We start from the raw sequence: 24,768 nt of genomic DNA on the forward strand, positions 1-24,768 counted from the left end.
CAGGCACATGTATGTGTCTGATTTTTTTTTGCCCGAATCTATATGCTCGCAGAGGTATCATCATTAGACAATCAATACATCTATTTTGCTTCTGATTTTCATTTAGGTGCCATCTCTAAAGAAAATAGCCGCGAGAGAGAAAAAAAGATAGTCCGATGGCTGAATATGATACAAAAAGATGCTCATACCATATACCTGATGGGAGACATCTTTGATTTCTGGTTTGAGTACAGGCAGGCCATTCCCAAAGGATTTATCAGGTTACAGGGTAAGTTGGCAGAGTTGACAGACGCCGGGATACCTGTGGTTTTTTTTACTGGCAACCATGACATGTGGATGTTTGACTATTTTCCCTCAGAGTTAGGTATACCAATATACCGTGATGAGCAGGTACTAAAAGTAGGTCAGCAAAAGTTATTCATAGGCCATGGAGATGGCCTTGGTCCTGGAGACCATACTTATAAATTACTCAAAAAAGTCTTTCGCAGTCCTTTGTGCCAATGGTTGTTTGAAAGAATACATCCAAATTTGGGTATAAGTATTGCAAACTTCTGGAGCAGAAGCAGCCGCATCAGAAATACCGGTGGCAAGAGCGAGGACAAATTTCTGGGAGAAAAAGAGTTTCTGATACAATATTGCAAAGAGCAAGAGCTTAGGGAGCATCATGATTTTTATGTGTTCGGTCATAGACATCTTCCATTAGAAGTCCCTATTGGAGAAAGTAGCAAATACATTAACCTTGGCGAATGGGTAAACCATTTCACCTATGCAAAGTATGACGGTAAGAATATGCAGTTACTTACTTTTGAAAAGGATCAGTAGGATACTGCTGTTCCTTTTGATGACAGCTTCTGCTACATCGGCGCAGGAATATCAACTGATAGATTCACTCAGGATCGGATCTTTACAGAAGGCATCGATTGACAAATTCAATAATATTTACCTGGTAAGCCAAAATGGTGGTATTGATAAATATGATATCAATGGCACATTACTAACTCATTTTTCTCCTAATAAACCTGGAGACGTTACCTTGATAGAAGCCTGGAACCCACTGAAGGTCTTTGCTCTCTACGGAGACTTCCAGGAGTGTTTATTTTTAGATCGTTTTCTGGTCGCGGAAAACCGGTTTTCTCTTACGCCTATCTCCAGTTACATTGGCCTGGCCACAATAAGTGCTGATAACAACCTTTGGCTGGTGGATTATAGTGATTTCAGCTTAAAAAAATACGACCTGCCTTTTGGCCAAGTGACTATTCAACGGCCTTTCGATCTGTTATTAGATCCAAATGACTACGACCTGACGTTTATGAGGGAATATCAGAACCTGCTATTTCTATCTGAATCATCAAGCGGTATTTTAGTTTTTGATAATCTGGGAAATTACCTGAATTCAATTCAAGAAGCCGGGATTGATTACTTCAGCTTCTTTGAGAATGAGCTTTACTATCTGAAAGGTAATGTGTTGTACTTTCAAGATATTTATAACCATGCAAAACGAGAAGTAGAAATACCAAAAAGTGCACACTTTGCTTTTTGGTTTGACACTCAACTGGTCTTGGTAACAGATCATAATTTCTTGATCTATGCTATTAATGAATGAGATTTAACGTCAATTGGGGGATTCATTTGTTCGTCAATAGTAGGAACTTCGTTTAAGTTCTGATTGATTCAAAAGCTTCCCTTTGTTATGGTGTTAAAACTATATTAGAGGGAAGTTTTTATATGGCCTCATATTCCGGATTCCTGACAGGTTAGACTATTCTACTCTTATTTGTTGATTATTGATCTTAATTGTCAGGACAATCACTATTGCTTTGTCGTATATAGCAGCTAATACAGCGTCAGTTGGAGCCTTCCTAATATGGGAAGCGTCCATAGTTTCACTACAGTATGATACTTTTCTACTCTAAGACGCAAGTCGTAGGGTGTGATCAGGTAAAGCCAGTATTTACAAGAAGTCGAGACCGCGGTATTCTTCAACCTCAACTTCTTAATAAGTTCTGATTTATTCTGAACTTTCCATCATGAATACCTGACCCATTTGATTAGCTAGAAAGTCCAATACACTTTTTATTGGCTATTTTATACTTAATACATAGCACTATGATCATTGCAGGCACCAGGATGCACAGGAATCTTCATCATTATGAAATATCATTGTTTCATAATTCCTTACATCTTCTCCACCTTCTATTAAATACTGGATAGTTAACTCTTTGGTCATACTAGGCACAACTACTCCCCATTTCTTAACCCCATTTTGTTCGGCGAAAACACCTGTGTTCAACCATATGTCCTGCATCTCTTCCCCGAACATAGCATCGTCATCTTCTACCACTACCATGAGTGCGGTTACAGGGTTATCAGTCACCATTTTCATAAACTCATCTAATCCATGTTGATAACTGGAGGTTGGATTACCTTTCAAAAATTTGAAGTAAGCCACCTTATTCTCAAGCAACTCACTCTCGTGTACTTTCTTTTGCATTTTTTACTTAGTGTTTAATTTATATTTGATTTAACTGGCTTCTGACTGATTTTTAAGATTTCGAATCTCAATTTTCATCTCATCCAATTGCATTAGATTACGGGCAATCTCTTTATCTTTTTTGAGTTCCTGGGATATGTCCCTGACGTAGGCAAGAAAAACAGCCTTATGATTGATAAATACTTCAGTCAGGTACAATTCTGTCTTAAATATACCACCAGTCACATCTTTGGCCTTTACTTTTCTTTTAGCATTCAGATAGGTAGGACAGTTTTTAATATCTACATTAAGAATCAGTTGATTGAAGTTATCAGGCACATCATTTTCACCTGTTATTTTAAAAAGGTCCCTGGCAGCCTGGTTGAAATCAAGTATCGATCCATCGGAAGTAATGTGTAAAATGGCATCTATTGAGTTTTCAAAATAGGAACGGGATTTTTCTTCCTTGACCAAAAGGTCCTTTTTTAACTGGTCCATTTGCATCATACTTTTTGCCAGCTCACGATCCTTTTTCAGCTCATTGAGAATGTCACGAATGTAAATAATGAAGAGTTTTTCATTTCCAACAACCGCACTGGTGAGGTACATTTCCGTTTTAAAACTGGTCCCCTGGTCATTAACCCCTTTTACTTTTCTCTTTTTGTTCAAATACACTTCAGGAGCCTTTAGGTCCACTCCCTGGATGATGTCATTAAAATGATTTGACTTCATTTGTGTTTGATCGAACCCAAATATTTGAGTTGATGCAGGATTACTGTCTATTATGCGACCATTCTCATCTGTAGTAATAATCGCATCTACGGAGCTCTGAAAGTAAGACCTGGCTTTAGCTTCGCTCTCCTTCAGAAGGTTATCTTGTTGTTTTTTTATCGTTATATCACGAAGAAAAAGTATGAAAACTTTAGCTGCCCCTATTTGACTTTGACTGATGCGGACCTCAACAGGGAATGTGTTTCCATTGTTCTTTATTCCACTAATCTCTCTGGCTTCAGCGGTTAATTTGTCTTCTCGGTTATAAAAATCTTCTGCTTCTAATATCTTCTTTATACTTTGCCCAAATACTTCATCCGAGCTATAACCAAACATTTCCTCTGCTGCAGGATTAAACTGATCCACTAAACCCTTACTATCCACAGTTATAATAGCATCAATAGCATTATCAAAGATCATTCTCGTGCGGGCCTCGCTGCGCGTCATAGCTTCCTGAGTGGCCTGAAGTTCCTCCATATTTTGACGCATTTCCTCTTCCTGAGCCATTAGCTCTTCAGACATTTGTTGAGATTCTTCTAACAAATGCTTGGTACGTGCACTTGTTTTGATATTGGAAATAGTAGCGGCTATATTCTCACCAACTTTTCGGACAAAATCAATCTCATGTTGGTCAAAATGCTCAAATGTGGCTAGTTCTATAACTCCATATGATTTGTCATTCACCGTTAATGGTGAAACCAAAAGGGTATCAGGCTTAGCTTCACCCAGGCCTGAAGTTATATTTACATACTCATCAGGAATTTCTTTTAGGTATAAGTATTCGTTTTCTAAAAAAGCCTGCCCTGCCAGGCCTTGACCAATCGCTATTTTCTTGCCTACATATTTCTTTCTATCGTAAGCATAACACCCCATTAACTCAAGAAAAGGGTTTTCAGGTTCTTCTTCATTTAATATAAAAATGCTCCCCTGGTTTGCTTTTACATACTTGACTAAAGAACTGATGACCTTCGTTGAGAAATCTTCCAGTGACTCATAATTATCTCTTAGAATATCGGCGAATTTCGCTAACCCGTCAGAAGTCCAGTTACGCTGCTTTTCAGCTTCAGAGGTCTCCATCATTTTATGATGCATTTTTATAAGAGACTCAATCAATGGATTAGCTTCTCCATTATTATTGGTCAGTTGAATGTCCCGTTCACCTCGCTCTATACCCTCTACAAATTCAATGGCGTTGTTGATTTGAACATGAAGTTGAGCCATCGATTGGTTAATATGTCTAACTTCTTCTGCCTTAAGGATCTTATACGGGAATACTCTCATTTTCTACAGGAAATTACTATGCTGTCAATCAAAAAAGCCTATACCGCTCTTATTTAAGAATAAGTGATACGACAAATGTTATGTTCCGAAATGAACTCAATCCGCTTTTGAAGGCTGATTCCATCATCCGGTTGTATAATTTAAAACTAGTAGATACGATACAATTTGATAAAAGGGATGTCCCTGATTTTGCACCGGATAATTACCCTTATAGATTACGTAGTTAGATATTCGCTTTTAACCGGTTCGGATGGAGGCAATAAACTTTTGCCGCTCACAGCTGTTTTTTATTGTTGAATGTTAAGAAGCTAAGTTGTTATACGTCAGACAGCAAAGTATTTACTATTCCGTAGCGGGCCGGACAATGAAGGAAGTTTCTAAAGACAACTTTTAGCACTGCTCTTACTTTTTGTATCTTCATTAAAGATGTCGTTTTACACCCATGAAATTAACCAGAGAAATACAGGCTCCCTTGTTCAATGAAATAGATATTTTCGATAGAAAAATCGACTTGAATGATTACAGGGATAAAAAAACATTGATTGCTTTTTTTCGTCATGCAGGATGCCCTTTTTGCAATTTACGAGTTCATAACCTGATGAAGATCTCACAAGAATTAAAGGATAAGGGCATGGAAATGATATTCTTTTTCGAATCCAAAAAGCACATTTTGTTGCGTAGCACTTTTCACGAAGAAATATCACCAATACCCTTAATAGCCGATCCGGAAAAGAAATGGTACGACGCCTACGGACTGGAAAGTTCAGGTTATATCTCCGCGGTAAGCCACATTACCACTTTTGTGCAGACAGCTTTCAAAGCCTATCAAGAGAAGGTACCCATGCATATGATGGCGGATGGCGAATCAATCAAAACTATCCCTGCAGAATTCCTGGTGGACCATGATCTTGTGATCAAAAAAGTTCATTACTCTAAAAGTTTAGCGGATCGTATAGATATTGAGGAAGTCAGAGCTTTCGCAGATTAGCTTCGAAGGACAAACTTCACGGAAGGCCTGATACTGATAAAAAAGAGAAATGCCTCTGGTCGGAGGCATTTCCAAGGTCAAAAACTCAAAATAAATAGGATAAATTCTTAATTCATCCAATAACAACACTGCCAATATAACAAGAATATCTGAAAAAGAGTTTATCTATTTCTGAAAAATTATCAGCAGGTTGACATACCGTAAACATAATATCTATGCCTGTGAAAACTTTTTCAACCGGACGGTTTAGAGGTGGATCATTCTACTTTAGGACACGTACGGCCTAGTTGAGCTTTGTTATCTCACTATAGCCAACTAATTTTCCTGACTTATTGAACGTCTCTGTTCTAACCATCCCTACATTTTTTGAAATATAATCTACACCTGTGCTTTCAATGTTCATCAGCATTTTAGTGGCGACTTTATAGCTAATTTTATAACATTCGAAGGTGCCTGCCGGAGTAGTAATGTTTTCCTTGCTCTCAACCTTTCTATCCGTAACCGTAACTTTTACGGTCATGGGCAGGTCACCGGTTAAGATCACTGAACCGTCATCCAGCGTCATACCTACCTCAAGACCGGAAGGTATTTCAATATTATCCATTTCCAATTTCATATTCATATCCTGAAATGCTTCCAGTTGTTCATCAGAGATCAATCGTGTCATGTCCAGCGTTACCACACCTGCTGCACAGCCCATCTCGATATTTTTGTCATAAACTACTCTGTCCTTCTTATCATAAAGCACCATGTGCAAACTGGCATCCCAACCGTCCCCATTAGCTTTTAACTCTTTTATTTCATTTTCCTGCCGTCCTTCTATTTTTCCTTTTCCGTTATAATTAGTGAGCTCCCACTTACTACCTTCCTTAAAATTAAAAAAAGGATTACACTGGGCATATGTTACCACATTGACCGTCAAACAAATAGCAACAGACAGAAGTAAATTCTTTTTCATAGTGATTAATAATCTGGTTTAGGAGCATAAGGTAAAATTATTTAATGTGTGATTAAAGTATTGATTAACAATTCCTCACAATTTGATTAACTTATGTTCGTTATCGGCCATATTTGTGCAATAGAGAACAGCCAGACAGCAAGAAATGTCTCTCCGGACCGTGACGCAGTTTGGCATCATTTTAGTCATATAGCATATTTTTAAACCTAGACGTAATGACTTCAAGCAAAGAGATTGGTAAAATTTTAATGATTGATGATGACGAAGATGTCTTGCTTGCAGCCAAACTCCTTCTCAAGAAACATGCTCACCAGGTAATTATTGAGAAGAATCCCAAGAAAATTCCTTTCCTGCTCAATAATGACACCTATGATGTTATCCTTCTTGACATGAATTTCAGCAAGGACATCACCAGTGGTAAAGAAGGTTTTTACTGGTTAAGCCAGATCCTGGAAAAAGACCCTTCCGCCGTTGTTATTCTTATCACTGCTTTTGGTGATGTGGAAATGGCCGTCAGAGCACTGAAGGAGGGCGCTACTGACTTCGTTTTGAAGCCATGGCAAAATGAAAAACTGCTGGCTACTATTTCTACTGCTATCAAACTCAACAAAACATACAAAGAGGTAGACAAGCTCAAAAAAGCCAAAAAACAGCTGGAAGAAGATATCAATCAACCTTTCAAAGATATCATAGGGCAGAGCGGGTCTATCAAAAAAGTATTTAACCTTATTGACAAAGTCGCTAAAACAGATGCCAATGTACTGATCCTGGGGGAAAATGGTACAGGTAAAGAGCTTATTGCCAGAGCTATCCACCAGCGTTCAGAACGTCACGACGCCAGTTTCGTCGGAGTGGATATGGGAGCCATTACGGAATCGCTTTTCGAAAGTGAACTTTTCGGTCACAAGAAAGGCTCTTTCACCGACGCCAAAGAAGACAGGCCCGGAAGGTTTGAAGTAGCCAATGGCGGCACATTATTTCTGGATGAAATAGGGAATCTCAATATGCCGCTGCAGTCTAAGCTCTTAACGGCGCTCCAAAACCGTGAGATCACCCGGATCGGGTCTAATAAACCCATGAGCATTGATATACGACTCGTATGTGCCACTAACATGCCGCTGCATGAAATGATCCAGGAAAATACTTTCCGGCAAGATCTGCTTTATAGAATCAACACCGTTGAAATCACCCTGCCTCCATTGAGGGACCGGCAAGAAGATATCCCGCTGCTGGCCGATCACTTTCTACAAAAGTATAGCAAAAAGTACCGCAAAGAGATCAGTGGCATTTCAGAAGAAGCATTTTTGAAACTGAGAAAGTACAGTTGGCCGGGAAATATCAGAGAGCTACAGCATGCCATAGAGCGGGCTATTATCATGTCTGATAACGCCTACCTGGAACCTGAAGATTTTTTCTTTCTCACCCAAAGTAAGTCCGGCAGCACTCAGGAAGTTATGCCCAGTGATAACCTGAACCTTGATGAAGTAGAAAGGTCTATCATACAAAAGGCCATTGACATACATGACGGTAATATCTCCAAAGCAGCAAAGGAACTGGGGCTTACCCGGGCTTCACTGTACAGGAGGTTAGAAAAGCATGGACTTTAATAACACCAAAAAAAACATTCTTTATCGTGTAGGACTGATCATCCTTACCACCATCATGCTATGCAGCCAGCTTTTTAATGACGGCTTTATCGTTACAGAGCTTTTTTTCTTTGGCCTTCTTATATTTCAGGTAGTACTCCTAATGAAATACACTCAAAAAAGCAGCCAGGAGATCATTGACTTTTTTAACTCCATCAAACACGATGACCTGGCACGTTCTTATAAAACCAATTCAAAAAATGAAGATGTTAATAAGTTAAACACAGAATTAAACCGTGTACTGAAAGATTTTAAGGCATTAGGTAAGGAAAAAGAAGCTGAATTTCAATACCTGAAAAACATCGTGCAGCATATTGGTATTGGCCTTATTACATTTAATAAAGAGGGGCAAGTGCAGATTATGAATACCTCGGCTAAAAAACTGCTCAGGGTAGGTAATATCAAAAATGTATCTGAACTAAAAAGTGTCAATAGTCAGTTGGTCGATACCTTTTTCAGGCTGCGCACGGGAGGGCGCGATCTACTTCGATTTGAGATTGGTGGAGAAATAGCTCAAATGGCTATTTACGCTATTGAGCTTACCTTACGGGGCAAATTATACAAGCTCGTTTCAATACAAAATATCCAAAATGAACTGGAAGAGAAGGAGATGGAGGCCTGGCAGAACCTGGTACGTGTACTCACGCATGAAATAATGAACTCGGTAACCCCCATATCCTCTCTGGCCACTACCGTAGAAGAAGAACTTAGTCTACAGCTTACCAGTGAGGAGGAAATAACGGCTATTCCCAATCATGAAATTGAAGACATTCACCTGGCGATACAAACCATAAAAAAAAGAAGTGAGGGTCTTATTCGATTTGTACAGGATTTCCGCAACCTGACCCACATACCCAAACCGAAAATTGCGGAGATAAGTGTAAAGCAGCTATTGGATGAGTTGGTAATGCTCCACAAAAATGAAATAGAGAAATCAGGGGTGACAGTAACGATGAGTGTGGATCCCGAAAACTTCACGATCAATGCCGACAAGGACCTCATAGAACAGGTATTGATCAACTTACTGAAAAACGCTTTACAGGCTTTTGACGATCATACTTCAAAACTAATCGAGTTAAAGGCCTTTTTTGATGAGAAAAGCCGTCCGATCATTTCGGTAAAAGACAATGGGAATGGTATTGATGATGAGGCACTGGAGAAGATATTTATCCCCTTCTTTACCACTAAAAAAGCGGGTTCGGGTATAGGTCTGAGTTTGTCACGCCAGATCATGCGTCAGCATCAGGGTATTTTGGGAGTAAAGTCAAAAGTGGACGAGGGAACAGAGTTCTTTTTGAGGTTTTAATTATTTTCCTAGCTTTACGGAATTCGTTAAAAAAGCACTATGAATACCACCGAACAAATCACTAAAATTCTGGTAGATAAACTTGGAATTGCCGAGACAGAGGTCACCCCGGATGCCAACTTCGTTAAAGACCTTGGCATCGATTCATTGGACTATGCCGAATTAGTGATGGAGTTCGAACAAACCTTCAGTATTCGTATCCCGGATGAAGATGCAGAACAACTACAAACCATCAATCAGGCAGTAACTTATATTGAGGCCAAGATAAAAAGCTAGGTTAGCATTGTGATGAAGCTGTTTGTTCATTTTATGAACGCACTGCTTATTCTAACTTAATTCCGTTGTTTCATAATAATTACACAATTTCACCACTTCATTCAGGTTAAAGTTTTTTGTGGGTAATCTTTCCTTGTTACCGGCCATGCTTTGCCAATACCAGCTTCCCTCCTCCGGATCCCAGCAGATCATATATTTATGCTGGCCCTTGAGCACAATGTCATTTTCATACAACTCCGTTTCTGCCTGATCCAGGAAACCGGTAAATTGTAAAAGAATATGATTTTGTTTTATAAGCAACCCTTTTTTGCATTCAATCTGGTTAAGTCGCACCATCAGGTTATTCTCCTGGTCCCAGGCTTTAAATTTAAATGGTCGGATAAGCATACAGGCAAATTAGGCAGACTCCGGACAAGTACAAAAGTCATCACTGATCTTTATTTCCTTCAGGCACCCGGGCCTTGGATCCCTGATGACACTTCAGTATAAAGATTACCTAACTATTTACTGAATGGATAAACCGGTATCGAGGTTGCCTCATTAAAATCAAATTAGCACCGGCTATCTTAAAAAATAACTCAACCCGTCAGTTTTCGAAATACCCACTCCACCGGCCCGGATCCTTTATATTTCATGATCAGAACAGAAGAAATAATACAAATTGTAATAAATGCCAAAGCATATATAAATGAAAAATGAATGGTATAGTCCCCCATTTTCTCCGGGTCAATAGCTTCAATTATCCCCATGCCCAACACGACATGCGCTACATAAAATGTTAAAGCCAGTTGCCCGGTATTTCTTAGCGTTATTATTGTCCGGCTTGTTTCAAATTTTCTCGCTAGTATGATGCAGGATGAAATAATAAACAGGGCAATACTGCTTCCTGAAATCATATATAGCGGTAGTGGCGGCATAGGGCTTGTCCCCAGCACATAACTCAGCTCTTTTTTAAGTTCCGGATCTCCTCCTGAAAAAAATGAAACAGAAAAGATGGATAACACCTCAACGAATAAAAATGTAAACAGACTGCCCCACATCACTTTTTTAACCACCGCCTGACGATTCAACTCCATTTTCCCAAACCACAACCCCACTAACATGAAAGCACTCCAGGGGACTACCGGGTGGAAACCATTATAAAAAAGGTTTCTTATAAAGCCACCTACGGTCCAAATATCCCGGTACTCCATTTTATCATAGTCCCAACCAGTATCATAATTGTAACATAACATGATCAGCGGGTAGAGCACTACCAGTATACAAGCGCTTATCATCAATACCTTCTGACTGCTTTTCAGCAAGATCAAAGCGATCACCAGGTAAACTCCATAAAAATGTAGAATATCTGCCGGCCAGATGCTGAGGTACGAAAGACCTATCAGGAATAGTACTATAGCTCTTCTGAAAAGCCTGGCCTGCTTCTTTTTAAGTTTCTCCGCATCATTTTTCTTTAATGCTTCATTAGATATCAAAGCTATTCCAACTCCGGCTAGTACAACAAAGGTAGCTGCCGCCTTACCGCTTAGTACGTTTAAAAAATTATTCAGATCCGGATTGCCTTGATCACCAAACACCATTTTAAAATTGACGATGATCATACCGAAAACGGCCAACGCACGTGCTACATCAATCCCTGTTATTCTTGTTTGCATACATTTCTACCTTGACTCACAAAAGTAGAAATGTCATCAATGTCAATTATTGTTCATTTTGGACATCTTTTACTTTACAGGAATGTAGATCTCTGTCAACAGGTCTTCTTCCGGAGTGCTGTCTGTATCATTCAAATAAAACTCCAGTGTAGGTTTGTCCTCAAATTCCAGTTGGACCTGCGTCATCCAATGTCCATAAATTTCATTATATGTATCCTGGCAACTTTCATGACTTCCTTTATGTACAAATTTGGCATATTTCTGTTTCTGAATTCTTTTTACTTTAAAAAGGCCTCCCAGTGAAAAATCTATTGGCTTTTCTAATACAATAGCCGCATTATAACGACAATTAATCGTTTCAGTAATTTCATTATCGTCCAGTACCTCTCCCAGCACAATACTGTCTTCATGGAGTAAATCGTATTTCAAGGCATAGTCTATTAATTGCCTCCAGGTGTCTTTAATGCCGTAGATGTTATCGTAAGTTCCCTGAAAAGTTAAGTATACCACTTCAAGGTCCGGAATTTCTTCTACGTCAAAACTGAACGCAGAATGCGGCTCCTCGGGAATAGAAATAGTGCTTCGTGTAATGTACCGCTTATTAAGTTCATGTGAACTTCGAAAAGCAGAAGGCGAACAATTAAAGTGCTTTTTAAATGCTTTGCTAAATGCTGCGATATCACTGTACCCCACGTCACAAGCAATTTCAGTGATGTTATTTGTAGAAAATTTTAGATATTCAGCTGCCTTTTCCAGTTTTATTCTTTTTATGTATTGACCAATAGTTTCATTATGTAAGGCCTCGAATATTCTATTGATATTTCGATAAGAGTAAAACGAAATATCCTCTATATCCTCAACACTTAAGTCTTCCTTAAACTTTGCCTCGATAAATTCAATCAGCTTTTTATACCGGTCCAATTGTGTAGAATTTTTCATGATAGCTAACAATCCTTTTAATTTAAGCTGTGCCCGAAGCACTATCCATTCACAGGGCCACGTACTGATCCAACAAGTTGATAAAACAGTGGCGATTCACCAATCATGAGTTACCGTTTTAAACAATCTCTTTATAATACGGCTACTTCATTCAACCACAGCTACCTTCTATTTAAGGATTTCAGCGAATGAGTTTTGTCTAAAATGGACAAACGGTGGCTCGAAACTGCGCAATACTTTTGTCAAAAAGTAAAATAGCTACATGAAATATTTCGGCTTAAAAGCGATTCTATCTTTACTGCTCGGTGCTTCAATACACTTTGCCTTTGGCCAGCATCCGGATAAAACAAGGTCTTCTTAAAAGATGGTACCTGGACAAGTACAAAATAGCCAACAAAGCGTATCCACCCTCCAGGGTAGAAAAAGATGATTATATCCTTTTCAAGGAAGACATGACATTTATTTCCAGGTCTGAAGGAAAAATGGAAGAAGGCAGTTGGTCATTTAACACTAATGGAAGTTACATCGAGATGCTAGACGGTACGGGTGAAAAAGTAAAAGCATATGTGATCACCATCACAGCCAACCTACTGATACTCCGGTTTGATGTGGAAGAAATACGGGATATGCAGGCAATTTATCAAGCGCATTAATGATCCTTTATTTAATGAAACCGGCCCGATTAATCACATTCCTTTTTGTTTCAGGGCAGGCTTTTTCTCAGACCGGCATTGTTCTCAATACCGTCCCATTTGATACCAATGATTCATCCGTTCACATACATGAAGTCATAGATGTAAGAGCGGATAAAATCTTAGGCTATAAAGAAAACAAAAACAGGACAAAGGATACTTTAATATTATACGGTGGAGCCTCCAGCGCTATCAAACAATTTATGAATACTTCTTTTTCTCCTGCTCCATGGAAAAAGCCCATCTGCATTAATGTGAAAGTACTTGAAGTTGATCAAGCTCAAACTAGTATAACTGAACTGACATCGAGAGTTTATATGGAACTTACTTTTTTAGAAAAACAAGAGCAGGGATTCAAAGTATTATATAATATCAGGCATCATGACGACCAGGCTTTTCCATTATCCGGCAGAGCTGAGTCATTTGAAACACACGAAAAACGCATCCGGGCAGGGTTGGAATATTGCATGAGAAATTTTATTCATGCGAAAGAAAACGGTTTTCAACCTCTGCCAATCGATAGTTTAGGGGGAAACAAAGAAAATGCGTCAATACCGGATAATCCAAAATTAAGAAGATGGTTCAACTTATTAACGATAAAAAAAATACGTAGCAGGTATAATCAAGGATGGACAGTAAGTTATATCGGTTTTGCAGATGACAATAAGGATTTCATTAGTCCCTTTGTTATATCTTACGGTCAGTCTAAAGTCAGGTCTGGCACTATACCTGATAAATACAGCGCTATTAACACATACGCATTAAGTACAGGATTCAACGGTCTTCTCAAAATAGCATCGGGAGTGTACGCTAACATAGGGTTAGAAATACCAGTTGGCATTGAAGCGCTGGAAGATAAGCAAAGCAGGAAAACCAACAATTTCCTTATAGGCATTAATACGCGACAAGGAATAAGAATTATATCCTTAAGAGACTTTGGAGTAGTTATTGGCGCTACTTTCTTTCAACAAATACAAACTTCGAAAATAAACAAAGCAAATCTTGGTTTTGAACTGGAGCTAGGGATCAACTTCTAAAAAGACAGCATAGCCTGACAGCCCAACCACACAATGTTTTAAACAACTCAACCGGGATACATCAATCTTATCATCGGATCAAATACATCGTACCGCGATCTGCCTCCATACCTTTTTGATCGACAGCTCTATAAAAATAGGCTCCCATTGGAGCTACGATACCTGTAGTTGTATAGCCATCCCAAAATGTCTCTTGGGTAGACACAACATTCAGCCGCTTTATCAGCACACCACTCTTATTAAAAATATCTACGGTTCCTGTCATATCATCAGGAAGCTCAAAGACCCACCTTTCTCCTCTCTCAGGTGAAAACGCCTTTTGCTCTTTCGAACATTCATCACCGACAATAACAAATGTTTTAGTAAGCGTACAATCACCTTCATCCGATAGCAAAAGTTGATAAGCCCCGGGCTTAATTCCTGATTTGATGTTTTCCCTTATTAGAATGGAATCAGGTAATAATAGTATGCTCAATTTATTATTCTTTACCCGTTGAATCAAGTCATCAGGAATTTGTATAGAACCTGATTTACACTGATCTGTGACTTGCAGGTCAGCTTCTGCGAGGTTTGCAAAACAATCATCTCCGCCAGGAAAAGTAAATGGTTTCACCGGGACGATTTTGGTAAAATTATTAACAGGTTTTTGAGTACTTAGGTCAGGTATTTTCTTCTGAATACGAGGTAGCAAAACAGGAGCCTGACCATTATGATCAGACTCCATGGTAACAGGTATATGTGTTGAATACTCCTCTTGTTGTAATGAAGAGGCCATCGAAGACCCTCCTATAAGCTGCTCTTTTTCTATTTCATCTTCTTTATTTTCATTTGTGATGTCGGATGGAATTGTTGTTTCATTTTTAGACTGAGCACTGATAATTTCCAGCTTAGTGTCTTCAGTCTGTACAAACTCTGACTCCGTTGATATCAGTGACCAGGTAGACAAAACAGCTACAGCTAACCCCCCAACTCCCAAAGCTATCTTACCATTTCGAGGGAAACTGGAATGGACCTGGTGGTCCATAAAAGTTTCTATATCCCCTTTGACTGTTATCAACTCGTGATCGACAATGGCCTCTTGTACAGCTCTGTGAGCAGCTACTTCTTGTCGAAGAGCGCTATCAGAGTTCATCTCTTTTTCGAAAGCATCGGCTTCTGCTTCACTTAACGCGTTGTTTAAATAAGCTTCAATTTTCTCTATGTACTCGTCCATCGTCTATTGGGTCAGTTCATTTCTGAATTCAGTCTGCATCTTGACTTTCTCTATCAAGGACTTTTTACATTTATATTTTTTTGACTTGGCTACATCTTCCGACTTAAAACCCATTTTCAAGGCGATCTCAGTCATTGAAAGGTTTTGATAATATGCCAATACCAGTAACTTTCTACAAGTTTCTCCCAACTGGGCAAAAAGTAAATTAACTTTCTTTTCTCTTTCCGAGGTCAATACCTGCTCAAGAACGTCTTCCTCGTCTGTCAGCTTGCCAGCCACTTCCTCCAGGTCGGTAAGCCTGCCGTCTTTCTTTAATTTATTGATCCAAAGGTTCCGTGCTATGGTAAAAATAAAAGCTCCGACCTCATAGCTTTCGTTATACCTCCCTAACTTCAACTGCCTGTAGAAAACTAAGACAGTGTCTTGAAAGACATCCTTGGCGTCCTCTTCATCTCCTCCTCTGCTCCTAACCATAGAAGCAATTTTTTTAAATTCACTCTTGTACAATAGCGCTATGGCTTTGTCATTTTTTCCAGCACGGATATACTTCAAGATCTCTGTATCTCTCCTTTTCAAAATGGTCCGTTTATTACGGCTACAATGTCAACCCTTAAAAGTAACCGCTAATAGAAAAAATTTATGGCCTGTTACTCATAATTAAAAAAAGGGCATATTAGCAAAACAAAAGCCCTCTGTCTATAGTAAAGTGCAATTTGAAGTTAAATGAGAAAACCAACTCCCGTTTTTATTATTCTCATTTTCTGTCTGTCAAAATTTTCTTCCATTCGGGCACAGCAAGAGGAACTATTACCGGTCCGCTTTTCCCTGTTCACGGCAAACTACCCTATGCTAAACCCTGCTTTGATCAATATGAAAGACCCCAGATCATTGGCCATGGGCACCCAGCTGACCGCTGGCGGTTTTGATAATGTATATTCCTTCTATGTAAATGGAGCGCTAACTATTTTTCCTAATGGAAGGCCTTCCCATCGTCTGGGTATTTCTGTCATTGGGGATTGGGAAGGAGAGTTGATCTCACGGAGTTGGTTAAAACTAATGTATGCTATTGAAATACCCATTTCCCAAAACGTCAAGATCGGAAGTGGGGCGCATATAGGGCTTATGAACTACGGTGTGCAAAATACGGCCTTAAGCGCCGGTGGCTCTGACATTGCCCCTGTCATCTCCGTAGGTCTGAAGCTCCGTAATGACCACGGCCATCTAGGCATTGCCATCAATCAGGCTAACCAGGCCATACTGGTCCCTGTGGAACAGCCCATACGCTTGAATCGTCATATCAATTTAACTTCTGACTATGACCTGCAAATAAGTAACGCATTGGTATTGACACCGGCATTATGGTCACGTTGGCTGAGGGATAGTTTTCATGAATACACCTTGAGTCTGGAAGCAAAATTGAATGAGGTATTTTCTTTTCAAACGTTATGGTTTCACGAAAGAAATTTAAGTTTCTCAGTAGGAATGAAAAATATCCGGTTCATCCAAGCTGATCTCAGTATTCAGTTTTCTTATACCGTACCCTTTGGGCCTGAAGTATTTGATCAGTTCAAATTATATGAAGCACATATGGGGTTGAATGACTTTTAATTTATTTCATCCATGCACGGTTACTTTTGATGATATGCCATGTAGTCTAAGTATAGAATCAAATTTTTAATCTATTGAAATGAGACACTTATTCACAATTTTTTTAATCTTGGGCGTAGCTTGGCTCAATCTTACCCAGGCGCAACTACCCCCACCCACAGACTGTGATATTCAGGTCAGGACTGTAGCCTCCAATGCATCCGTAAACGTTAGGTTTGAGTTGAATTGGACGTATGGGTGCTTTGGATACATGAAACCTGTATATGTGCAGGAATCCATAGGTAACGATCAGAATTTCGTCACATTGGATACCATAGAGAACAATCTTTATACGGACCTGCCCGAACGCCAATATGGTCAAACCTATTATTACAGGGTCTATTATCCCGAAGAAGACCGTTACTCTAACATTACCGAAAAGCGTGTACCCAATGAATACCCTGTGAGCATTCCATTTCGCAATGCGCTACGTAGAAACTTGCCCAACGCAGTTACTTCCAACGGAGAACTCATTATTACTGAAGCGATTAACACCACCGGCACACTGGATCTATTTAATCAAAATATTAGTGATATCCGCGGGATAGGTTATTTTATCAACATGGACAGTATTATTGTAGATGAAAATCCGATCTACCACTTTCATGGTATATCTCAGTACCTCTACCAAGACGGTACTCCGCCGATTGTATCAGTGAACAATACTTTTCTTACTTTTCTGGATTTTAACTCTGTAGACGGCTTAAAGGTCTACAACGATTTTCTTTTCGATAACTTTCAGAAGATCCGTGTGAGGCTCCAGGTCCAGAATTTTGAAATAAGACCCGGGCTTCATGGTGGTGGAACACATCAATTCATGATAGCCCAACCGGGTGATCAGGTCACCGTAAGCCTCACCCAGTACATAGGGGGATCAGGTCTATTCCATGACGACAATCGGTATCACTGGTACAAGGATGGCGCTTTCCTGTCAACCACGGAAGATATAACATTCACTTTGACATCAAATGCCACCACAACAAATGCCGGGGCATATTATTGTGAAATCACCAATGTCAATTACCCCAAAGTAACGTTACGATCGGATGTATCTGTTTTGAGCGTGGCCAACAGCCCTGATGATCTCCCTACCACTCCTGTCAATGATCCGATAGCAAAGGAATACCTTCGAAGACATTCGCATGGCGCGTATTTCACTTCAGACGGTGATTTGATACAAAATGCAGTCAAAGCACTAAAGTATATCTATCTTGACCGGGTCGAAGATTCTGATTCTCTCAAAGCACAACTAAAGGACCTTTCATTTCTTGAAGAAGCTATCTATGCAGAGGAAATACAGATCTCACACTCTACGGCTGAGATCATGCCACCACTCACGGGATTTAGTCAATTACGTATTGTAGAACTCAACGACAACAAGTTGACCAAAATTCCCGCTCTGGCCAACAATACCGCATTATCCATTGTAGATGTAAGTAATAACCGACTCACCTTTGAAGACCTGTATCCGTTAAAAGACCTGGATATCAGGCGCCTGAAACTTTTCCCGCAAAAAGCATTTAACGACGGGGGGTTAATGGAAGCGTCCCTGGGTGATCCTGTTACGCTTGACTTAGCGATCAGTGATCCACTACCGGGTAATGTATACGAGTGGTATAAAGACGGAGTATATGTAACGAGTACGAACGAAGGCCGTTTGGTGATACCAAGCCTCTCGGCCAATAATGAAGGGCTTTACCGGTGCCGGATCATCCATCCGGAGTTTCCGGGAAACAGCATTCTCTCAGGAGTATATAACGTGAAAGACATCAATGGTCCCGGCCCCGGTTTTTATACCCTGAATGATCCGGTCTTTGCCGATTGGCTCAATACGAATTTCGATGGATTGATCGTAAATGGAAATGAACTGAATATCTCAAGGGCTGCGGAGATCACAGAACTTCACATAGATGGGATAACAAAAATAACAGACCTGGACGGCCTGCAACATTTTGTTTACCTGAAAAAGTTTACAAGTAGTCATTCATCCGTCCAAAGCGTACCTGATCTTTCTAATTTGGCTATCAATGAGTTGTTTATCCTTCAACATGCTAACTTATCGTTTACCTACCTGCAGTCGCTGGAAGGTCTAAAGTCAGATTCAATGCTGATCGAAAACACTGATTTTATTTTCCAGCCATTGGAACCCTACGAGAATTTGAGGCCATCCATAAGCGGCTTTGATTTTGGTGATAAGATCACACTAAAGAATAACTCTTTGAAGTCAATGCACGAGCAAAGTACTTTCCATTGGTACAAAAATGATGGACTCATACAATCCGGCAAACCCGACTCTCTTATGATAGAAGAATTCAGACGTTCAGATATTGCCACCTACTCAGCGAAAGTAACGAATCCCCTGTTTCCCGGAGATACATTACGTTTTTGGCCTCGTACTATTGCCAGCAGCAACAAACCTTCATGGTGGCCTGCAGAGTTCAAAATAATAAACCCGGGCCTTGACAGTACATTCTTCATGTTATTTGTTGAAAATAATCACTTACAGGCAGGGGCTATAGAACCAGGTGATTACATGGGTGTTTTTTTTGAAGATGAACAAGGTGCCTTACAAGTAAGCTCAGCCGGGATCTGGGATGGAAAGTTCTTAAGAGCGCTAAGTATATTACAAGGAGATCCTGACGGCATCGATCCAAAGATCGGTTTTGATAAAGATGAGCCGTTCAGGTATAAGCTGTGGGATCCCCTCATCGAAAAAGAGTATAATGTTATGGCGGAATACGTACAGCCTGCAGAAGCCCTACCCTTGTTAGAGTCTACAGGATGGGTTATAGCTGAAGAATTTCTGGATAGAATCACTTTCCATACCGATGGCCTGTTCCATCCCACCAAAGGTAATGATGTAGCTGATGATGAAGGCAAGGGCTGGAATTGGTCCTTGATCTCTAATATTACAGGCAAACAGCTGTCTTATTATACACTCAAAGATCCTGCTTTTGCCAACTGGCTTGATAGCAATATCAATGGCTTGATCGTCAACGGAGATCAACTGGACATAGCAAAAGCCACTGAGATCACAAGTATGAATATTGGCACTACCAGCATAAAAGACCTGGATGGTTTGCAATATTTCACTCAACTTCGTGAATTTACCAGCAAATCCAATATCCAACGAGTTCCCGACCTTTCCAGGCTGAATGCTCTCGAGACTTTCGTAGCTACCGGTGCCAATCTGTCTTTCAACCAACTATTGGGACTGGAAAATCTCGTTGCTGATTCTATAAACATTAGTAATGGTCATTTCGTATTCCAGCCACAAGAACCCTACCGGACACTATTCAAATCTGATGGGAGATTTTTTGATTTGGGTACAGATATCACTCTTAAGAATACTTCTCTCAAAGATATACATGAACAAAGTATCTGGCATTGGTATAAAGATGATGTGATTATCCAATCAGGACAAGAAGATGGGGTCAGTATTCCTTTCCACCAACGGAGCGATGTAGGTATTTATTCTGCCCGGGTAACGAACCCATTATTCCCCGGAGATACACTTCATTTTGCATCGATTTTTCTTGCGATTGATAACATCCCTTCCTGGTGGCCCCATGAAGTACCTGTTCATGGTGCCGGGGACGCCTATGGAGATGCCTTACTGACATTCAGTAATAATGACCTCTTAATCGAAGGAGGCATTGAACACGGTGATGTAGTAGGTGTATTTTATGAAGATGAAAATGGTGTTATGCAGGCGGCCAAGGCTGGGATCTGGTCAGGAAAAGAGCTTAGAGGTCTCTTTCATTTGCAGATAGATGTGGATGGCGTAGACCCCAAGACAGGCTTTGAAGAAAATGAGCCATTACGTTACAAACTTTGGGACCCTGTACGGGAAAAAGAATACGATGTTCAGGCAGAATATAGTGACCGCTGGCTTGCTAATTCTATTTTCCAGGAGCCGTCAGGTTTAAATGAAGAAGAAGGCTTAAGTTATACTACCGAAGTACATAATGACGGATTATTCCACCCGTCAAATGCTATACTAGATGCCGAAAATAAAGTAGTTGGAATAAATTTTGCGTTTTCTATAGTAACAAACCTGGTAGGTAAAAATACCCCTCCATGGGAAGTAATATCCGGAGGTCCGGACAATCAACTGGTCATTATACCTGCAGATGTCTCAGCAGATATACAGGGACAGCCTTTGGAAACAGGCGATTATATAGGACTCTTCTTTGAAGCAGAAGATGGAGCATGGGTTTGCAGCGATCTGGCCCAATGGACAGGAGAAAGCTTAGCGCTGAATCCGTGGTTATCATCAGGCAGTATCCCAAAGGACGGATATGCGCTCAATGAAACGTTGAAAATGAAAGTTTGGAAACAGGACAGTAGAGAGGAGTTCATTGTGGATGTAATTGTTTATGAAGATCAGGTGCCTTTTGATGCCACTGGCCTGTTTAATCCTAATAGTATGAGCAAGGTCAACGCTATTCAAGCTGACCCTCCCTGCACTACTCAATCTATTCCATTATACCCTGGATGGAACCTCATTTCAAGTTATATCATTCCGGAAGAAACTACTATGAATGATATTTTTGAAGGTTTCAATCAGATAATCGTAAAAGATGACCTTGGAAGCATTCTTTACGCTCCGCAAAACGGGATCACAACAGGTCTATGGGACCACCGTCAGGGTTACCAGGTATTTGTCATAACGCAAGATACACTCCATTTATGTGGCTCTCCTGTTCAGGACGGTTCTTCCATTGATGTTCCCCTCAATACATATCCTTACTTCCTGCCTTACTGGGATGCACAGCCTGCACCAGTGAATGAAATAATGGCGTCGGTAGAAGGAAAGTATGATTACCTGCAAAGAGTGAAGTATGATGTCAGGCAGCGACGTTTTATTGCTGATAACTACATCCCCTCACACATCATAGATCCACCTATAGACCAAATAGGAAGTATGGAACCTGGACTCGCATACAAAGTTAAAATGAATGGCCCGGCACGGTACGCATTCCCAAATGTGTCTGTCCAAAATGGCAGAATAGCAGATATCTTTACCAGGACACACGATCATAGCTTCCGATACTACGGTCAGAGCCCTCAAAAAAGTCTGGACAATACCATTATAATTGTACCTGCAGATGTTTTGAAAAAACTGGAAGGTATTGAGTATGGAGATGAACTAGCCATAAAAACACCTTCAGGGAGTGTTATGGGCATAGGTATCTTCTCTGGCGAGTCTATGGCAATAACTGCATGGGATGTGGAAGGATTAAAGCCTGGGGATTTATTACAAATAGAGGTATGGCATTCAGCATCCAACGAGGTAGAAAAATTGAAAACTTCGTTTACAACAGATCAAGGTTATCAATCCGGAAGATTGATGAAAGTATCAGATTTGAAAAATGCACCAAAGGGAAATCCAATGTTACCAGCGACTGAATTCATGGCATATCCAAATCCCGCTACAACGCAGTTACATGTTCGTATACCCTTTAATAATAATGAAACGGGTGTAATGAATATTACTGACGTAACCGGTAGAGTGATCTGGAATGGTGACATTAAAGCGGTTAATGATCCTATTGACATTGATGTCTCTGACATGGAAAAAGGTATTTACATGCTTGAGATCAATATGAGTGTAAACGATACCACATGGTCAGTAGTCAAAAGAATTGCAATTGCCGATTAATGGAATCTATATTAGTTTTAAAGTAGAAAAATAAGGTCACAGGGTATGATCACTAGAAATCAAATTATTTCAATACTCATTATCTTCCTGAGCGTCAGTTCCGCCTACGCTCAGGAAGTACCCTGGACCTTTACTCCCTCTGCGTTATCACATACTATATTCATCTCTAAAGAAAACGTACCCACCATTAGCCAGGTACCACTGGATTCCGGTGATTACATAGGTGTTTTTTTCCTGGATGATAACCAAAAAGCTCAGAATGCTGGTTTTACGCAATGGAAGGGAAACGACACATTTATAACCGCTTATGGTGACGATGGCATTACGGACGGGTTCCAACCGGGAGAAGTATTTGGTTTTAGGATCTGGCGTAGGGTGAACGAATGTACTCTATTGGAATTTGACGTAGATTTTTTAACCGGAGGAATTTACAATAGTGCAGGGGAATTTCAAACCAATGGGATCAGCGGAATATCAAAGTTAGCAGGAACTCCCATCGGGATTACTTATTCGACAGCTGCGTTATGTACCGGTGATCCGATACTGGTACCTGACGTTCCGGACAACACAGAACAAACCTTTTTCTCTTCTTCCAATGGGTTATGGCTCGATGGGAACACAGGTACCGTTGATCCTGCACAAAGTGAAGCAGGTATTTATACCATTTCCTTTCAATCAACCAACTGTCTGTTATCAGATGAATTTGAAATTACCATTCGGGAAGCCCCCATTGTTGACCTGGCCACCCTTTTTTCAGGTTGTGACTCGGTATTTATCGACGTTGGTGAAGACACAGAATATAATTATCGTTGGGTAAATGAAGATACGTCAGATGGGATAGGCCAATCAGCAGAAATAACCATTAAAAATAGCGGAAATTATACTTTGCGAGTTACTAATTCCAATCAATGCACGCTGGAAAAAACAATCGAGGTCCTTGTCAGTTCACCCATATCCATTGACAATATCAATCTTGAAAAAAATTTCATCCCATGTGGTACTGAAGGAGAGCTTATTATAAAACTTGAATCAACGACCGGCAGTATTCCTCCGCTTAGCTTCACAATGGAAAATATAACAGGAAATGTATTTACTTCATCCAATGGCATATTTGGATCACTTCCGGAAGGTAATTATCAACTTACAGTTTCTGACTCTTTAAAGTGCTTATCGGAGTCTTATAGTGTTGAATTCAGAAATCAACAATCTTGTAAAAACGCCGTACTCACTCCAAATAATGATGGTTCATTGGAATCACTTTATATTGAAGAAAACGGACTGGCTAAGATCTATGATCGTAATGGGGTAATCCGAAATGAAATCATTATTCCTGCATATTGGGATGGTAGAAATGAATCCGGAAATGTATTACCCATGGGTACCTACCTGATCATAGTCAACGGCACAAAAAAAATGACCGTCACTATTGTTAAATAAATAAGTCAAACCTGGCTATCCAAATCATGCCTTTTTAAAGAACCCTATGGCATTCCTTAACTCATGAGCAAGTACCTGACATTCATATAGGTTATTCCGCCCATACCTCTCTCAGTTCCTTTTGTACTTGGCATATCTCTTCCAATTTTCTCGTTTTACCGGCTTAGTACTACGATAAGCCGGGCAAATTGATTGATTGTCTTTTTTCATCATATCAGAAGTGTATCGTGTATATCCACGACTTGAACTGCATGAAAACAGCATGGACAGGGACAAAACTAAAATAAACCCTACACGGCCCCGGTTTACCAATGAGTCTCTCATTTTAAAGGGAGGTGTTTCTGCGGAACGATTTGTATCATTGAATTTATTCTTAAAAGAACACACGTTTGACAGAGCCCCGATGGTTACAGCTTAGTTTAAAACTACTTGCATTATCCCTAAGGGCAAATATGAAAAATAATTTATGACATAGTCAATGACCAAGGTTGGTTATTTTAAGCTTATGGTACTGGATAATGCTTACCAATGATTCATCACTCTTTTGAAAGGTTACATTAACTGACCCAATAACCATTTCAAGAAAATAGCTCAATTGCCAGCATATGATAACCGTTTTACCTGTCGTATTTCCAGATTCCTTCATATCATAAGCTCAGATACACTGGAAATGTGATACTTTAACCTTGCAATATCATTCTTGGGGTATCGTGGATATTAAGCTATCAGTCTGGATCAATCGAGTGTTAATACCAATAGAATTAAAACAACCTATTGATTGCCGGAA

19 protein-coding genes are annotated in these 24,768 nt (G+C 39.9%); 11 read left to right on the top strand and 8 right to left on the bottom strand.

Annotation, left to right across the window (positions count from 1 at the left end; genetic code table 11):
• Nucleotides 1–42 precede the first annotated feature (42 nt).
• Entirely contained in the window at nucleotides 43–822 is a 780-nt protein-coding gene (locus FNH22_RS15000; protein ID WP_143399225.1) for a UDP-2,3-diacylglucosamine diphosphatase, read from the top strand.
• Nucleotides 767–1,603: a hypothetical protein gene (locus tag FNH22_RS15005; RefSeq protein WP_143399226.1), complete on the top strand. Its 837-nt coding sequence runs from the start codon at nucleotides 767–769 to the stop codon at nucleotides 1,601–1,603. Before FNH22_RS15000 ends, FNH22_RS15005 begins: the two co-directional genes overlap by 56 nt.
• 507 nt (nucleotides 1,604–2,110) lie before the next feature.
• Here FNH22_RS15005 and FNH22_RS15010 read toward each other — a convergent pair.
• Both FNH22_RS15010 and FNH22_RS15015 read right to left on the bottom strand, forming a co-directional pair.
• Nucleotides 2,111–2,491, bottom strand: a complete 381-nt coding sequence (locus FNH22_RS15010; protein WP_143399227.1) for a hypothetical protein — start codon at nucleotides 2,489–2,491, stop codon at nucleotides 2,111–2,113.
• Between the two features lie 30 nt (nucleotides 2,492–2,521).
• A complete protein-coding gene (locus tag FNH22_RS15015) occupies nucleotides 2,522–4,522 on the bottom strand; it encodes a PAS domain S-box protein (RefSeq protein ID WP_143399228.1) in 2,001 nt (666 codons plus the stop codon).
• 442 nt (nucleotides 4,523–4,964) lie between these two features.
• Between FNH22_RS15015 and FNH22_RS15020 the strand changes: the two genes are divergently transcribed.
• Complete coding sequence (locus FNH22_RS15020) at nucleotides 4,965–5,510, top strand: redoxin domain-containing protein (RefSeq protein WP_143399229.1); 546 nt, start codon at nucleotides 4,965–4,967, stop codon at nucleotides 5,508–5,510.
• 283 nt (nucleotides 5,511–5,793) lie between these two features.
• On the opposite strand, the gene FNH22_RS15025 is transcribed toward FNH22_RS15020, so the two are convergent.
• Entirely contained in the window at nucleotides 5,794–6,468 is a 675-nt protein-coding gene (locus FNH22_RS15025; RefSeq protein ID WP_143399230.1) for a hypothetical protein, read from the bottom strand.
• 215 nt (nucleotides 6,469–6,683) lie between these two features.
• Here FNH22_RS15025 and FNH22_RS15030 point away from each other — a divergent pair, with 215 nt between their 5' ends.
• The 3 genes from FNH22_RS15030 to FNH22_RS15040 are packed head-to-tail and all read left to right on the top strand — an operon-like array spanning nucleotide 6,684 to nucleotide 9,696.
• Nucleotides 6,684–8,075: a sigma-54 dependent transcriptional regulator gene (locus FNH22_RS15030; RefSeq protein WP_143399231.1), complete on the top strand. Its 1,392-nt coding sequence runs from the start codon at nucleotides 6,684–6,686 to the stop codon at nucleotides 8,073–8,075.
• Entirely contained in the window at nucleotides 8,065–9,420 is a 1,356-nt protein-coding gene (locus FNH22_RS15035; RefSeq protein ID WP_143399232.1) for a PAS domain-containing sensor histidine kinase, read from the top strand. Before FNH22_RS15030 ends, FNH22_RS15035 begins: the two co-directional genes overlap by 11 nt.
• A 39-nt stretch (nucleotides 9,421–9,459) precedes the next feature.
• Entirely contained in the window at nucleotides 9,460–9,696 is a 237-nt protein-coding gene (locus FNH22_RS15040) for an acyl carrier protein (RefSeq protein WP_143399233.1), read from the top strand.
• A 51-nt stretch (nucleotides 9,697–9,747) separates the two neighbouring features.
• Here the strand turns inward: FNH22_RS15040 and FNH22_RS15045 are convergent, their stop codons facing one another.
• The 3 genes from FNH22_RS15045 to FNH22_RS15055 all read right to left on the bottom strand — a co-directional run bounded on the left by FNH22_RS15045 (nucleotide 9,748) and on the right by FNH22_RS15055 (nucleotide 12,290).
• Nucleotides 9,748–10,083: a YopX family protein gene (locus FNH22_RS15045; protein WP_143399234.1), complete on the bottom strand. Its 336-nt coding sequence runs from the start codon at nucleotides 10,081–10,083 to the stop codon at nucleotides 9,748–9,750.
• Between the two features lie 191 nt (nucleotides 10,084–10,274).
• Nucleotides 10,275–11,351 (bottom strand): DUF418 domain-containing protein, encoded by a 1,077-nt coding sequence (locus tag FNH22_RS15050; RefSeq protein ID WP_143399235.1) that lies wholly within the window; start codon nucleotides 11,349–11,351, stop codon nucleotides 10,275–10,277.
• Nucleotides 11,352–11,420: 69 nt separating this feature from the next.
• Nucleotides 11,421–12,290 carry a GyrI-like domain-containing protein gene (locus FNH22_RS15055; protein WP_143399236.1) on the bottom strand — a complete coding sequence of 290 codons (870 nt, stop codon included), beginning with the start codon at nucleotides 12,288–12,290 and terminating at the stop codon, nucleotides 11,421–11,423.
• 305 nt (nucleotides 12,291–12,595) lie between these two features.
• Between FNH22_RS15055 and FNH22_RS15060 the strand changes: the two genes are divergently transcribed.
• Together FNH22_RS15060 and FNH22_RS15065 are read left to right on the top strand one after the other, a co-directional pair.
• The gene (locus tag FNH22_RS15060; RefSeq protein ID WP_143399237.1) at nucleotides 12,596–12,943 is read left to right on the top strand and encodes a lipocalin family protein; all 348 of its coding nucleotides are present in this window, start codon (nucleotides 12,596–12,598) and stop codon (nucleotides 12,941–12,943) included.
• Nucleotides 12,943–14,019, top strand: a complete 1,077-nt coding sequence (locus FNH22_RS15065; protein WP_143399238.1) for a hypothetical protein — start codon at nucleotides 12,943–12,945, stop codon at nucleotides 14,017–14,019. The genes FNH22_RS15060 and FNH22_RS15065 overlap by 1 nt, the downstream gene beginning before the upstream one ends.
• 70 nt (nucleotides 14,020–14,089) lie before the next feature.
• Here the strand turns inward: FNH22_RS15065 and FNH22_RS15070 are convergent, their stop codons facing one another.
• Both FNH22_RS15070 and FNH22_RS15075 read right to left on the bottom strand, forming a co-directional pair.
• Nucleotides 14,090–15,232: a hypothetical protein gene (locus FNH22_RS15070; RefSeq protein ID WP_143399239.1), complete on the bottom strand. Its 1,143-nt coding sequence runs from the start codon at nucleotides 15,230–15,232 to the stop codon at nucleotides 14,090–14,092.
• Nucleotides 15,233–15,235: 3 nt separating this feature from the next.
• Nucleotides 15,236–15,808, bottom strand: coding sequence for an RNA polymerase sigma factor (locus tag FNH22_RS15075; protein WP_185154240.1), 573 nt, complete (start codon nucleotides 15,806–15,808; stop codon nucleotides 15,236–15,238).
• 147 nt (nucleotides 15,809–15,955) lie between these two features.
• On the opposite strand from FNH22_RS15075, the gene FNH22_RS15080 reads away from it, so the two are divergent.
• The 3 genes from FNH22_RS15080 to FNH22_RS15090 all read left to right on the top strand — a co-directional run bounded on the left by FNH22_RS15080 (nucleotide 15,956) and on the right by FNH22_RS15090 (nucleotide 23,981).
• Nucleotides 15,956–16,840 carry a type IX secretion system membrane protein PorP/SprF gene (locus FNH22_RS15080; protein WP_143399241.1) on the top strand — a complete coding sequence of 295 codons (885 nt, stop codon included), beginning with the start codon at nucleotides 15,956–15,958 and terminating at the stop codon, nucleotides 16,838–16,840.
• A 79-nt stretch (nucleotides 16,841–16,919) separates the two neighbouring features.
• Nucleotides 16,920–22,544: a T9SS type A sorting domain-containing protein gene (locus FNH22_RS15085; RefSeq protein WP_143399242.1), complete on the top strand. Its 5,625-nt coding sequence runs from the start codon at nucleotides 16,920–16,922 to the stop codon at nucleotides 22,542–22,544.
• 45 nt (nucleotides 22,545–22,589) lie between these two features.
• Complete coding sequence (locus tag FNH22_RS15090) at nucleotides 22,590–23,981, top strand: hypothetical protein (protein WP_143399243.1); 1,392 nt, start codon at nucleotides 22,590–22,592, stop codon at nucleotides 23,979–23,981.
• The last annotated feature ends 787 nt before the right edge of the window (nucleotides 23,982–24,768 follow it).

The sequence above is a fragment of the Fulvivirga sp. M361 genome, from assembly GCF_007097395.1.
Lineage (GTDB): Bacteria > Bacteroidota > Bacteroidia > Cytophagales > Cyclobacteriaceae > Fulvivirga.

Coding starts and splice junctions, on each gene's coding strand:
- FNH22_RS15000 (WP_143399225.1), top strand. CDS start 43: ATGCTCGCAGAGGTATCATCATTAGACAATCAATACATCTATTTTGCT.
- FNH22_RS15005 (WP_143399226.1), top strand. CDS start 767: ATGCAAAGTATGACGGTAAGAATATGCAGTTACTTACTTTTGAAAAGG.
- FNH22_RS15010 (WP_143399227.1), bottom strand. CDS start 2,491: ATGCAAAAGAAAGTACACGAGAGTGAGTTGCTTGAGAATAAGGTGGCT.
- FNH22_RS15015 (WP_143399228.1), bottom strand. CDS start 4,522: ATGAGAGTATTCCCGTATAAGATCCTTAAGGCAGAAGAAGTTAGACAT.
- FNH22_RS15020 (WP_143399229.1), top strand. CDS start 4,965: ATGAAATTAACCAGAGAAATACAGGCTCCCTTGTTCAATGAAATAGAT.
- FNH22_RS15025 (WP_143399230.1), bottom strand. CDS start 6,468: ATGAAAAAGAATTTACTTCTGTCTGTTGCTATTTGTTTGACGGTCAAT.
- FNH22_RS15030 (WP_143399231.1), top strand. CDS start 6,684: ATGACTTCAAGCAAAGAGATTGGTAAAATTTTAATGATTGATGATGAC.
- FNH22_RS15035 (WP_143399232.1), top strand. CDS start 8,065: ATGGACTTTAATAACACCAAAAAAAACATTCTTTATCGTGTAGGACTG.
- FNH22_RS15040 (WP_143399233.1), top strand. CDS start 9,460: ATGAATACCACCGAACAAATCACTAAAATTCTGGTAGATAAACTTGGA.
- FNH22_RS15045 (WP_143399234.1), bottom strand. CDS start 10,083: ATGCTTATCCGACCATTTAAATTTAAAGCCTGGGACCAGGAGAATAAC.
- FNH22_RS15050 (WP_143399235.1), bottom strand. CDS start 11,351: ATGCAAACAAGAATAACAGGGATTGATGTAGCACGTGCGTTGGCCGTT.
- FNH22_RS15055 (WP_143399236.1), bottom strand. CDS start 12,290: ATGAAAAATTCTACACAATTGGACCGGTATAAAAAGCTGATTGAATTT.
- FNH22_RS15065 (WP_143399238.1), top strand. CDS start 12,943: ATGATCCTTTATTTAATGAAACCGGCCCGATTAATCACATTCCTTTTT.
- FNH22_RS15070 (WP_143399239.1), bottom strand. CDS start 15,232: ATGGACGAGTACATAGAGAAAATTGAAGCTTATTTAAACAACGCGTTA.
- FNH22_RS15080 (WP_143399241.1), top strand. CDS start 15,956: ATGAGAAAACCAACTCCCGTTTTTATTATTCTCATTTTCTGTCTGTCA.
- FNH22_RS15085 (WP_143399242.1), top strand. CDS start 16,920: ATGAGACACTTATTCACAATTTTTTTAATCTTGGGCGTAGCTTGGCTC.
- FNH22_RS15090 (WP_143399243.1), top strand. CDS start 22,590: ATGATCACTAGAAATCAAATTATTTCAATACTCATTATCTTCCTGAGC.